The organism is [Muricauda] lutisoli (nom. illeg.) (assembly GCF_017313105.1).
In the GTDB taxonomy this organism is placed as follows: Bacteria; Bacteroidota; Bacteroidia; order Flavobacteriales; family Flavobacteriaceae; genus Flagellimonas; species Flagellimonas lutisoli.
In genome coordinates this window covers 1,380,489-1,393,499 of the sequence record NZ_JAFLND010000001.1, presented here as the reverse complement: position 1 = coordinate 1,393,499, position 13,011 = coordinate 1,380,489, and the positions used below count along the sequence as shown (strand labels likewise).

Annotated in this window: 12 protein-coding genes; 3 read left to right on the top strand and 9 right to left on the bottom strand. The window is 37.2% G+C overall.

Going from position 1 to position 13,011, the window contains the following annotated elements; genetic code table 11:
• Window positions 1–934, top strand: a 934-nt coding sequence (locus J0X13_RS06540; RefSeq protein WP_207070615.1) for a T9SS type B sorting domain-containing protein, incomplete at its 5' end; no start/stop codon positions are given.
• A 21-nt stretch (window positions 935–955) separates the two neighbouring features.
• A complete protein-coding gene (locus J0X13_RS06535) occupies window positions 956–1,891 on the top strand; it encodes a PorP/SprF family type IX secretion system membrane protein (RefSeq protein WP_207070614.1) in 936 nt (311 codons plus the stop codon).
• Window positions 1,892–2,176: 285 nt separating this feature from the next.
• On the opposite strand, the gene J0X13_RS06530 is transcribed toward J0X13_RS06535, so the two are convergent.
• The gene (locus J0X13_RS06530) at window positions 2,177–3,145 is read right to left on the bottom strand and encodes a hypothetical protein (RefSeq protein ID WP_207070613.1); all 969 of its coding nucleotides are present in this window, start codon (window positions 3,143–3,145) and stop codon (window positions 2,177–2,179) included.
• Between the two features lie 4 nt (window positions 3,146–3,149).
• Window positions 3,150–4,193 carry an MBOAT family O-acyltransferase gene (locus tag J0X13_RS06525; RefSeq protein WP_313786487.1) on the bottom strand — a complete coding sequence of 348 codons (1,044 nt, stop codon included), beginning with the start codon at window positions 4,191–4,193 and terminating at the stop codon, window positions 3,150–3,152.
• A gap of 81 nt (window positions 4,194–4,274) precedes the next feature.
• Between J0X13_RS06525 and J0X13_RS15690 the strand changes: the two genes are divergently transcribed.
• On the top strand, window positions 4,275–4,580 hold the full coding sequence (locus J0X13_RS15690; protein ID WP_313786486.1) for a hypothetical protein: 306 nt from the start codon (window positions 4,275–4,277) through the stop codon (window positions 4,578–4,580).
• A gap of 28 nt (window positions 4,581–4,608) precedes the next feature.
• Here J0X13_RS15690 and J0X13_RS06520 read toward each other — a convergent pair whose 3' ends face one another.
• The 7 genes from J0X13_RS06520 to J0X13_RS06490 all read right to left on the bottom strand — a co-directional run bounded on the left by J0X13_RS06520 (window position 4,609) and on the right by J0X13_RS06490 (window position 13,006).
• On the bottom strand, window positions 4,609–5,799 hold the full coding sequence (locus J0X13_RS06520; protein WP_207070611.1) for a GNAT family N-acetyltransferase: 1,191 nt from the start codon (window positions 5,797–5,799) through the stop codon (window positions 4,609–4,611).
• Between the two features lie 116 nt (window positions 5,800–5,915).
• Window positions 5,916–7,151, bottom strand: a complete 1,236-nt coding sequence (locus tag J0X13_RS06515) for a GNAT family N-acetyltransferase (protein WP_207070610.1) — start codon at window positions 7,149–7,151, stop codon at window positions 5,916–5,918.
• Window positions 7,148–8,185: a peptidoglycan bridge formation glycyltransferase FemA/FemB family protein gene (locus tag J0X13_RS06510; RefSeq protein ID WP_207070609.1), complete on the bottom strand. Its 1,038-nt coding sequence runs from the start codon at window positions 8,183–8,185 to the stop codon at window positions 7,148–7,150. Before J0X13_RS06510 ends, J0X13_RS06515 begins: the two co-directional genes overlap by 4 nt.
• Before the next feature lie 614 nt (window positions 8,186–8,799).
• A complete protein-coding gene (locus tag J0X13_RS06505) occupies window positions 8,800–9,573 on the bottom strand; it encodes an SDR family oxidoreductase (RefSeq protein WP_207070608.1) in 774 nt (257 codons plus the stop codon).
• 50 nt (window positions 9,574–9,623) lie between these two features.
• The gene (locus J0X13_RS06500; protein WP_207070607.1) at window positions 9,624–10,910 is read right to left on the bottom strand and encodes an ATP-grasp domain-containing protein; all 1,287 of its coding nucleotides are present in this window, start codon (window positions 10,908–10,910) and stop codon (window positions 9,624–9,626) included.
• A 9-nt stretch (window positions 10,911–10,919) separates the two neighbouring features.
• Window positions 10,920–12,182: a glycosyltransferase family 2 protein gene (locus J0X13_RS06495; protein ID WP_207070606.1), complete on the bottom strand. Its 1,263-nt coding sequence runs from the start codon at window positions 12,180–12,182 to the stop codon at window positions 10,920–10,922.
• 2 nt (window positions 12,183–12,184) lie between these two features.
• Window positions 12,185–13,006: an SMP-30/gluconolactonase/LRE family protein gene (locus J0X13_RS06490; RefSeq protein WP_207070605.1), complete on the bottom strand. Its 822-nt coding sequence runs from the start codon at window positions 13,004–13,006 to the stop codon at window positions 12,185–12,187.
• Window positions 13,007–13,011 lie beyond the last annotated feature (5 nt).

The window sequence follows — 13,011 nt, the reverse complement described above, 5'->3', positions numbered from 1 at the left end:
TGAGAACGACCCATGTTCTCCGGCACAGGCCGCAGGGTATACGGGCTACGACAGCAGCAATGCCATTTGGGCCGCTGCCGACTGTGATGGTGATGGTGTGACCAACGGTGATGAGTTCACCAATGGTACAGACCCTTATCTAGCAAATATCGATTCTGATGGAGATGGAATAGATGATGATGTTGAGGTCACCAATGGTACCGACCCCAATGATCCATGTGATCCCGCTCAAAGTGTGGATTATACTGGGTATGATTCCAACAATACAGTTTGGTCATCGGCGGATTGTGATGGAGATGGCCTAACAAATGGTGAAGAACTCAGTTTGGGAACAGATGTGTATAATGCAGATACCGATGGGGATACTATCAGTGATGGACAAGAAGTAACAGACGGTACTAATCCTTTCGAAGATTGTGACTCAGTTGGAGGAACACCGCTGCCAGATTCATTTTGTGATCGCGATAACGATGGCTTAGCTGATGAAAACGAAGCGGAATTGGGAACTGACCCTGATAATGCCGATACAGATGGAGATACCATTGAAGATGGTCAGGAAGTAGCTGATGGCACTGACCCACTAGATTCTTGTGATTCCAATGGAGGAACACCACCACAAGGAACCATTTGCGGTGTTGAAATTGGGAATTCGATTATTACACCGGATGGTGATGGGGTAAATGACAGGTTTACTCTGACCAATATCGAATTGTATCCTAATAATAGGGTGGAAATCTTCAATCGTTGGGGAGCTGCAGTTTTTAAAACTGAAGACTATGACAATAACTCCAATGCTTTTGAAGGAATTGCAAATACTGGAACATCACTCAATAAAGGGAATGTGCTTCCTGCTGGAATTTACTTCTACATTATAAAATATGTAGACGAAGGAGTGTCCAAAAATGCATCCGGTTATTTATACATCAACCAATAAGAAACTTAAGATATACTAAAAATGAAGAATTATTTTATAACAACATTAGTCGTTGCTTTGGGAATAACCACCATGGCCACTGCGCAACAAGACCCACAGTATACCCATTACATGTTGAATACTATAGTTATAAATCCTGCATACGCAGGAGCAGGTAATGTTTTAAGTGTTGCTGCCTTGCACAGATCACAATGGATAGGTCTTGATGGTGCTCCGGAAACCCAAACGTTGAGTATTGAGAGTCCTTTAGGTGAAAGACTCGGTGTTGGATTCTCCTTGGTTAATGATAATATTGGTGATGGAACGGTTCAGCAAACCTATATGGATTTAGCCTTTTCATATACCATACCTGTTTCCCAATATGGAAGTTTGGCCTTTGGTCTAAATGTAGGGGGGGATTTCCTTAATGTGGATTTTTCTAAATTGGTGAATTATGGAGCCGAGACCAATTTACCCAATATAGATAATAAGTTCTCACCGAATGTTGGTTTAGGAGTTTATTTCCGTCAGGAAAAATTTTATGCAGGTCTTTCTGTGCCAAATCTTTTGGAAACAGAACACTTTGACAACTCATCTACAGGAACCTCATATGTGGCAAAAGAAAGGATGAATTTTTATTTGCTTTCAGGTTATCAATTCGACTTGAACCCGGATTTGGCATTAAAACCCGGTTTTATGGTTAAAGCCGTTAGCGGAGGACCTTTACAGGTTGATTTGACGACAAGCTTGACCTTTAATGATAAATTTTCAGTTGGTGCGGCATATCGTTTGGACTCCGCTGTCAGTGCGCTATTTAGTGTGAAATTAGCTGAAAAATTTCTTATTGGCCTTGCCTATGATGTTGAAACATCTGAATTGGGCAGTACCGTTTTCAATGATGGTTCTTTTGAGGTTTTCCTAAGATTTGATTTTCTAAATAGACTCAATAGAAGGAATGTAATGGGTAGGTTTTATTAGATGAATTAGGCCTGACCTATTATGTTGTCTTTTTTTAGATAAGAATATAAAATTGGTTGTCAATACCGTTTTAGAGAATACCTCTTCTCTAAAACGGTATTTTTATTTCCAAATGATCTATTGTCCCATGATTTTTTCGTGCTACTGTAACCGGGTTGGGCAATAAAAGTAAATGTGCTACTATCTTATAGCTAAATAACCTAAGAAACTTACAGAAGATATAAAACAATAAGGAACAGTTTATTATGATTGGTTTTGATGAGTATCACAAAAGAAAACCCCTTGCTATTGACAGTCCTGAGATACTTTGTGTGACTTCATATAATCGGAAATCACAGTAGCGATCAATTCTCTTCCATGGTTGTTCCAATGATGATCGTAAATTAGGGTCACCGGTTTTTTGGAGCTTTCAAAAGTTGGGGCGAAATCCAGATATTTAATATTGTTTCCATCGCAATATTCCAAAAATGATTCACTGGTTTTTCTGGAGTCCAAAAGAATAGTGGTTTTGCACTTATCAAAACCATATAATGAAATAAGGCTTTTGAAATTTTCCAAGTATTCTTCTTCTTTTCGTTCTGGAATTTCAATTTTATTGGTTTCGTAACCTTGCTCGGTATCCTGAAATGCTTTTCCTGTGATCAAATTCTTTATTGGATCTACGATTCCAATTTTTGAACCATACGCCAAAAGTTTAATATTGTCCCTGATTTTGAACACAGTGGACCGCAACATGGCTATTCTTTGTTTGTTGGGTTCGTACACTCCTCTATTTAGATCACTTTCGTAATTCAGATAAATAATGATTTCATCGATAAGTTCAAAATGGTCTTGATAGGCATGGATCAAATGCATTTGGTTTGCCAAATCATAACCGGCATACCCATATTCATATACCTCTACGGTATCCACCAATGCATTTTCTATTTTTTTTCCTGTAGAATTGTAATAATCCTGATGGAAACCTTCTATAAATGAATCTCCAATCAGCGCTATCTCAAATTTTTCCTTAGTTGGGTTAAATTCTCTAGAGGAGTTGAATCCAAAATCATTAATGTTGAATTCGGAAAAGTTTTGGTTTCGGTTTCCCGTAACTGCATAACCATTATGGTCGGGCACACGTTTTTCCACACCGTACTTATCTATAAATCTTGGTGGGTCTTCGGTATATAAATGAAGTGCCCTCACCAATAGTTCAAGAGCGATCAGGATAAGAACCGTATAAAGGGCTGTTTTTATCAAGAACTTTTTCATAGCACTAGAATTGGAAATAAATAAATGAACGGTTTACGCCATCATCGTAGAATAACAACATGGCCAGGACAACGGCCGTGTATAGGAAGAACCTAACGATTTTCGATTTGAATTTAAAGGGTTCTCGCTCGTGTCTTCTTATCGAATATTCGTAAATAATAAACAATGCCAATAAAATATAAAAATCGAGCATTCTATATCCCATTGGGTGTACGTAAGACTCATAGGTAAAGTTAGAGGCAATCTGGTTGATATATTGGAACGAGTCTGTGAGGGATGGGGACCTGAAGAAAATCCGGGAAAAGGTGACCAGCACAAAGGTTAAAAGCACCTGTAAGATTTCGACAGGAGTGGGGAGAAGGGTTTTTTCACCTACCACGTTATCCGCATACATTCTATTACGCCCCATTAAAAACACTGGAATATAGAATAATGCATGTAAACCGCCCCAGAAAATAAAAGTCCAGTTGGCACCATGCCAAAATCCACTTACTAAAAATATAACCGCGATATTTCTGACCGCCCTGAGCTGACTAACCCGGGAACCGCCCATGGGAATATATAAATAGTGCCTAAACCAGGTAGATAAGGATATATGCCATCTTTGCCAATATTCTGCTACATTCCTGGAAAAGTTCGGAAACTTAAAATTGGACATGAGCTCAACACCGAAAAGTTTTGCCGTACCAATAGCTATGTCGGAGTAACCGCTGAAATCCCCATATACTTGGAAGCTAAATAAACAAACACCAAGTATTAGCGTTGAGGCCGGATAGGTGTGGTAATTAGCGAAAATATCATCAACAATAGGCGCCAGCGCATCGGCTATAACCAACTTTTTAAAGAAACCCCATAAAATGAGCTTTAAACCGCTCGAAGCTTGATCGTAGCTAAAGGTTCGTTTATTGGTGATTTGGGACAACAGGTTGGAGGCCCTTTCAATAGGCCCTGCGACCAATTGCGGAAAAAATGAAACAAAGGCCGTAAAGGCGATAAAATTTTGGGTAGGTTTTAATTTTTTATAGTAAATGTCAAAAGAATAGGACATCGTCTGAAAGGTATAAAAGGAAATACCTACTGGGAGAATAATCCTCAAGGTCCAAGTACTTTTAATATCATAACCAAAAGCATGGAACATATCAATAAAGGAGTCAACAAAGAAGTTACTGTACTTGAAAAAGCCCAGCATTCCTATGTTAAAGGCCATACTTACCCAAAGCCAGTATCTTGCTTTTTTCTTTTCATCAAGATGTTGGTAAATTTTTTGACCAACAAAAAAGTCGACCAACGTGCTAAGAAATATCAAGAGCAAAAAACGCCAGTCCCACCAGCCATAAAAAAGGTAGCTCGCAAAAATTATAAAAACGTTCTGAATCTTGGTATTGTTTTTAAAAACAAACCAATAAAGCAGAAAAACAATAGGAAGAAATATTAGAAATTCAATAGAATTGAACAACATGGGGTCAATCGTTTGGTGTATAAACTATTTTCTTGGTCATTTTATTTCCCGTTATGATGTAGTTTTTTTCATCATCCATCGAGTAAACGGAAATATTGGACAGCTTAGTTTGGCTTAGAAAAAGAAAATCGTAGATAATGGATTTGGGTATTTCACTTTCCGATAGTGGTATAGGGGGCTTATTTTTATATTCATTATGCTCAAATTTCACATCTACAAGGGCATATTGCGATTCACTATCCTGAGATTTTTTATTTGAGAATAAGCTTTTAAATCTCCGATAATAAATATTTACATTTTTGGAAATAAGATAGGCCATAATCTCAGTTTTATAACCGTAAAACATAACTTGTAAATTCGCCATTGGCGAACCTTTGGGAAAAATAAACTCGTGTCTGAAATTATAAATATTGTTGCTCCACCATTTTTTATAAGCCAGATCTCCCCACCCCATTTCAAAAAGCTCATAGCCATTTTCCAGGCACCATTCCAAACGTTTGTATATACCTATTTGGCCCAAACTGAATTTTGAGTAATCAATATTATAGGAAGTGACATACCCGAAGAGGATTTTGTTATAATGATAGTTCAATGAGATACTTACGGGCTCTGTATCGTTATAACCTACAAAGAGTGAGGCTTTTCGGTTATTGATCAGGTCAAAGGACGTGCTGTGGATTTTATCCCATAATGCGATACTTTCACTGGTTTCACCCCGCTGTTCAAATCTTATGAGTATCATGCTCTTTAAGGTGTCCATCAAAAAACTATAGTTCTCCATTGAAATTTCTCCATGGTACATTTCGTATTTCATATCAAAACAAGAGTCCAGTCTTTTAAGTGACCTTGATAATGATTTACGCTGACTTCGCCTTAAGGACGGAAGAAAGTCTTTCATTGTTGAACATTCTCCCAACCAAACGGAATAACCTTTCACAGAGTTAAATGAACGAACTCTAAAATCTACACTATTACTGGGAGTGAGCTGAACATATTCGGGTATATAGCTTACTGAATAAATATGTTTTTTGGAACACTGTAAAGAAAGGTTTTGATTTGAAGTTGTTTTTAGGGGGATACTTCCTTTAATTTGCCGAACACTATACATAGCATCAGTATATAGTGTAGCGAGTATATCATCCTGTTTATGAATGTCCAGTAGGAAAGTGGTGTTTTCTTTTTTATGAATGATCATGCTGTCTTAGGTTGAAATTTAATATTTAAGCTGATCAACTTGATTGATGCTAAACAAATATTTATCGAGCTTTGAATAAATATAAATATCAAAAATTGGAACAAAAACATTACTCATCAAAAGTTGACTTTAACCAAGCTTTCGTTGCCCGTACCTTTAATTAAATAAAATGAATCCCTATTTGTCAATCGGTATACATTTATGTTGTTTTCATTTTCGGGGTACAGGTATAAAAACTCATAACAGATTCTTTTGAACAAAGTATGCTCTGGCATTGTCATATCCACTGGTTCAAGTTTCTCTTCATCATAGCTTTGAATTGTTTTTTCAAAACTATATTGAACATTATCTGGTTTTTTATTTTTCAAGGCAAAGGTCAACTTATGTAACTTTTCATTTATCTCTTTTTCCCGTAGGTACTGTTTAAAAGTGAAGTAAAGTTTAAGTGTATATGCTGTGACCTGTGCTTTCAAGGACTTTTTATCGAACCAAATATGATAGTGAAAATCAAACTTTTTATTAGACCAACGTAGTTTATAGTCAAAGTGTCCCTTAGAAAAATCAAGGGTTTTCCATCCATTCTTCAAACACCAATCAACCAAGTACATAATTTTTATACTTCCAAGATGGAACTTTGCGTAGTCTATATCAAAAACCGTGATGGCGTCAAAAACCCTATTATCCGACAAATATGATAAGGTAATGCTTATGGGTTCCTCATTTTTATACAATACGAACAAGGATGCTTTGTTTTCCAAGATCATTGGGTAGGCAACATCTTTATAGAAATCCCATTCGTCAGTATCGAGGTTATTATTGCTGATCTGCTTTTCTTCAAATCGTTTTTCCAAGAGCTTTCTGAAGTAAATAAATACGGTGTCATATTCTTCTTTCGAAATTTCACCCTGGTAAGCCTTGAAGGAGATATTAAAACATTCCTCCAATCTCTTTTTGTATTTGCGCAGCTTGTACCGGCTACTTTTTTTGAAGGTTTTGGAGAGAAAATCATCCAAGGAACTATACGGTTCCAGATCAATTAAATAACCTGGATATTGCCGTACGGCAAAATGGCCAAGCCCATTATTATTGAACTTTGCTTGGTGTGAGTCAAAATCTATGACATCATAGATCAAAAAGCAGTTATTTTTTTCTTCACGGGACGATTCTCCTAGCTCCAAGTTGATTCCCTTGGTCAGATTTTTTCCGGTATTGATGAAGAGCCCAGGTAATTTGGATTTATAGAAGGATAAATTTTTCGCAAAAGGAAAAATATGTTTTTTCCTTCCCGATAAAAAATGTTTGCCCCAATATTCAACAAATGTAGCTGAGTAAAATGGATTATCCTTGATCATTTTGTATTGATGACTAGTGGGTTGCTACATCGATAAAGCGGGAAAAAGTCAGAATTTTGTTGGGTATGGAGCTCCTTGGTCAGTTTGTTGTACACCTCTGGATTTACAATTAATTTCCAAACATAAAAATCCGACATGTCCTTGGAGAATGACGACTTGAAGTGCAGTAAGGAGTCGTTTGCGCTCGATAGTCCCCCTCCCAAATTAAAATGCGAGAGCCCCATTTTGGAAGCTTTTATTCGCATTTCGTCAATCAAAAGCTTGGTGGGCATTAAAGGTAGGTACTCTGTTTTGGTACCGGACAGATGATAATGAACGACTGAATTTTTATAGATGAACATGCTGGCACCCATTACCTCGCGGGTTTCGTTATGAACGGCCAAAAGGGTTTCGGTATGGAAACTGTTACTTTTAGCTATAACCCTAAAATATTCATCATCAAAGTAATACATCGGTTTTGCATTGACCCGATCCATGTTCTCATGATAGATATCTATAAATTCCTGTAGTTCTTCATCATTTTCAGCTTTTATAACCCTACAATGTCTTCTAGCCTTATTGAGTTGTCCTTTAAGTCTTTTCCCAAATTCCTGACGTTGTTGGTCAATGGGCTTTTTAAGATCAATGGAAACGACCTGCCCCTTATTGTTTATTTCCCCTATACTTTCAAGAATCCGATGCTGAATTGGCATAAATGGGTTAAGCCTGGAAAAAACAGAAACTATATTGTTTGATGAAAAATACTGAAGTAATTCACTTTTAAAATGAGCACCGTCAAAGTTGTCCGATATATTTTTACATAGTGGTCCAGGATACCCATAAACCGAAGTGGCATCGTTAAAGGATGTATTGGGAATATCACGTATTAAAAGAGGCAGACATATACTTACGTTGTTGTGGGTGTATTTTAAAAGTACAGGTTTGCCATCCTCTTTCGCAATCATGTGATAATCGAAAGTGTGGTAAAGATCGGATTCATCAAAGCTTGAGATAAAATCGTCCCAATACTTTTTTTCTTCAATAACTTCAATCATTTACTCAAGAGAATAGTTTAAAAACAAAACTAAATGCTGTCAAATTATACCTACTATATAACAACTATTATTACATCTTATTTTCTATCAATTGACAATGGCATATCAATTGATCGCATCATTTAATTTTAAATAGAAGAAACCAACTGGTTCAGCTTCAGCCCAAGAAAAATTAAAATTTTGTTATTGAATTCAGATGCAAGGGTTATTATTTAAATAAAACTGGATTTGGTCCAACCAATTCCACTAGTTTTAGGTTTTATTGTCAAGCCTTTATTTTCTTTAGATGCTTTAGTTTTTTCAAAATCATGTTAAAATCAAAACAAAATTATTGGTTGCTCTAAACTGAGCAAATAAAACTGTTTTGTTACCTGTTTAATAGACAAAGAACAATCTTTTGTAAAGAGGTCCAATAAGCCAATTGTGTTTGTATTTGAAATCCGATTGTAAAAAATCATTGTTACACGATGACATCAGCTTGAGTTGGACATCAATTACATGAATACTTGTTACGACCAATTAAAAATCAAATAAATTGAATTGAAAAAACGCTACACCATAACGGGTTGATCGCATCGATTCATAACCCATATGGTGAAGAGTCTTCGCTTGTCTTACCTTGCTATATACCCACCATCTACCGGAATTACGCTTCCAGTAATGTAATCACTTGCCGATGATGATAGGAGAACTGCCAAGCCTTTTAAATCCTCTCCGGTACCCCATCTTTTCATTGGGACCCTATTGAACACTTCCTCTGTTCTTTTCTTATCATTGATTAAAGCAGTGTTCAATTGTGTGTCCATATAACCAGGTGCAATGGCATTCACACAAATACCTTTGGCGGACCAATCATTGGACAATGCCTTTGTCAATTGTGCGACCCCTCCTTTGGATGCGGCATAGGCAGGTATGGTGATGCCTCCCAAAAAGCTTATGATGGAGGCAATGTTTATTATTTTTCCACCTCCATTTTTCAGCATGGTATTTCCTGCGTGCTTGCAATAATAAAAGGTGGCATCCAAATTTATTGCTATAACCTTTCTCCACTCTTCATCTGGAAATTCTTCACTGGGATACCTTCTCTGGATTCCTGCGGAATTTATCAAAATATCTACGGTACCACCCAAAATGTCCAGGGCATCTTCATAGGATTTTTTGATTTCCGATACCTTGCTCACATCCGCTTTGATCGGACTTACATTTAAACCACTGTTTTTAAAATCTTCGCAAATGCCAAATACCCTATCATCAAGATCAATCACAACGGTTTGGGCCCCCGCTTGCGATATTGCCTCCACCATGGCTTTTCCCAAATCACCAGCTCCTCCAGTAACAATGGCCTTTTTGCCCTTTAAACTAAACTTTTCTAAAATATTTTGTTCCATTTTTTAATTTATATGAATGAAAAGGTCTATTAAAAATTAAAACGGGTCGTCTAAAAAATATAATCTTTAGTATTCCATGGCTTTAGCCATTCAATCACCATATCATCACCATTGGCATCGGTAATTTTTAAGGTGTTTTTAATGTCTTCTATGGTTTTATTTATGTCGACGATCGAATCGGCATCGGTATATATTCTGAAAAGGACTTGCCTTTCTGTACCGACCCACTCATCCTTTACCGTGTCCCCGACCTTAAATCGTTCTACAACGAAATTTACATTCTTATGGGATTTTACATCGTCCAAGCCTTGGATTGAATCAATTTTTCCAGCTTTTAAAAGTACCCAAACCGAACATGCGGACTTGCCTCTCATCATGTAATCATTTTTTTCGGCAAAATCATCCTCACCGAACACTCCTGTCAAGGCGTAGTTTATCAGCATTTTTCTATGGTCAAATCCATTGATGTGCTCTAGGTGAATGTGCGGGGCTTCCCCCTGTAACCTAAACCCGGGATCATAACTGTAAAACTCGTTGTTCTCCACAAAGAACTGAACATTTATCACCCCTGTTTGTACACCGGTACTTTTAAACAATTCCGATAATTTGGGATGAACTTTTTCCACAAAGGATTTGGTATATTTAGATGGATATACGGTGCCCAGGGCAATTGGGCTGGAGTTACCCTGTATTCTGGTCAAGGTTCTATCGAATGTTGCTGAAAGATATGGTATGCCATCTTTAAAGGTATAATAGGCAGACATGTCATCACAATGCTCATCCATATACTTTTCGACAAGGACTACTCCTTTTTTAGAAAATTTCAATGCTTTTTCCACAGTGCTGTTGTAATCCTCCTCATCTCGACATATTTTCATGCCGACACCACCTCCGCTATCAACAGGTTTTACCATTAAAGGGAGTTCCAGACCTTTTGGTTTTCTAATACTGTCGTTTTTGGTTAAATAAATTCCAGGGATATCTTGTACGCCGTGTTCTGCACAATATTTTTTATAACCATCTTTGCTACAAAAAGCTTCCACGGCTTTTTCGGTCGCATAGCAAGGAAATCCTAATTTATTACAGATTTCCCTGTAGGGTTTTACCAATATATCGGCGACTCCGACCAAAATGCCATCTACTTCTTCTTTTTTGGCAAGATTGACAATGGCATCAACATCAAAGCCATCAATATCAAAAGATTCTGTAGCATTTTTCTTTGCAGGGGCATCAGGGTTTGGGTCAACAACAATGGTGTGGATTCCCATGGATACTGCGATGTCCACAAGAACACCTGTTTCTGGGTTGCCACCCAATATAATCAGTTTTTTGGCCATAATATGCATTTATATTATTTCAGTTCTTTTGGAGGAAATATTTAAATTTCTCGAAAAATCGTTGTTAAAGCCTAAGCTGTTCAATAGGTTGATTATTTCCTTTTCATCATGACCAATTTGTACGATTTTATGTGTGTCTATCCCTACAAGCTCCAAGTTTGATTTTATTTGGTCATAATAGGTGGGATTCGTCGTGGCAATAATCAAATGATCAAATTCATTATTGTCAATTGCACCTATGGGTTGCACTGAATTTCCATCGATTGTCATATCGTGATAATCGACGTCTATCCAACGGACAATTTGAAAATATTTAAGTTTGGCGTTAGTGCTTAAAATATGTTGTCCAAAGGAACCGGAACTATAAACAACAATTCTTGAGTTTTTAGAAGTATTCAAAAAGGGGTTGAAAATAGTATCATCGTATACTTCATTTGAAATTAAACCTCCCGAGCGAACCAATATAAGGGAGTAGAGATAAGATGTTAGTTGAGACTTTAAATTTTCTTCACTCAAATAAGGTGCGAGTTTTCTTCTTAAGAACACCAGCAGATGGCTCAATCGAGTGTATTCCATCTCAGGGTTTTCGATGGATTTTACAATTGAATCCGGCCTTTGACGGTAATAGTATACGGGGATATCGCAAATGGTAATGTGGTTGCATAAGGTAAGATAGGTATAGGTAATGGCAGCATCTTCACCCATAATGATGTCATTGGGAATATCAAGCACATATTGGAGCAATAACTCTCTTTTAAAGAGTTTGTTCCAGACATAAGTGGATATATTGTGCTCACAAAACCGATCGTTGCAAATGGCACTGGGTAGGACCAAAGAGCTGATTTCAGATGCATTATAATTTCCTGTAAAGGATGGTTTGATGGTTTCTATTTTGCCATCAAATTCTCTATAATGCCCAGTTACGACCAAATCTGAATTGTTGGCCACGGCCATTTTATAAAGCGTATCCAAATAAAAAATGTCCACCCAGTCATCACCATCTACGTAGGCAACATATTTACCTTTTGCCTTTTCTAAACCAGCTTTTCTGGCACTCAATAAACCGTGGTTTTCTTTGTGTATTACCACAATCCTATCGTCGATGGAAGCGTACCTGTCACATATTTCGGGGCAATTGTCCGGACTGCCATTGTCGACCAATATCAACTCAAAATTGGTGAAGGATTGAACCAATAGGCTATCGATACATTTTGGTAAATACGGTTCTATATTGTGAATAGGGACTATTACACTGATCTCTACTGCTTTCATTTTTATATTTTCTTGTTCAAATTAACGTAAAAAAGGCCTCCGCCAAAAATGTCATCAGGGCTGTCCGATTTAGCGGTAGTTACAAAAAGGTTGCCCAAATCATCTAAACAGCAAGAGCTCACATTTGTACAGGGTAGTTTTATTCGGTTTATCATTTTTCCATTTTCTGGATTCCACTTGGAAACCTGGCCACCGCCCCATTCGGCAATCCACAACATGCCATCCTGATCCATGCACATACCATCGGGACTGCCATTCTCATTGAATTGTATGATATAAGAATCAAAAGTGGCATTTCCATTTACTGTGTCATAAATATATTTGGCCACTTTTTTTGTTGGCGTATCGATAAAGTACAGGGTTGTACCATCTTTAGAAAAGACCAATCCATTGGAGATAGTGGTATTTTCAATGAGAACCTTATAACTTCCATTATTATAGGAAAATACCTTGCCAATATTCTCCTGTACCTCGGGATATCCCATGGTGCCCACAATATACCTTCCATTGGGATCTATGGTGCCATCATTGTAACGAACAAAATCCGGAATCTCCATCTGAAAGGAAAATTGACTTTTTAGGGTTTTGAAATCTATCTCATAAAACCCAATTTTAGAGGCGGCCAATACTTTTTTCTCGTCTAGAATAAAGACACACCCAACAGGGGAGTCCAATTTAACGCTTAATATTTCTTTGGTAGTAACGTCTAAGCAATAGACCATTCCGTCCAAAATCGAAACGAAATAAAGGAAATTGTATGTAGAATCATACACTGGTCCCTCTAGGAGTTTGGAGTCGTTATAGAATATCAATGTGTGACCCATGTCTA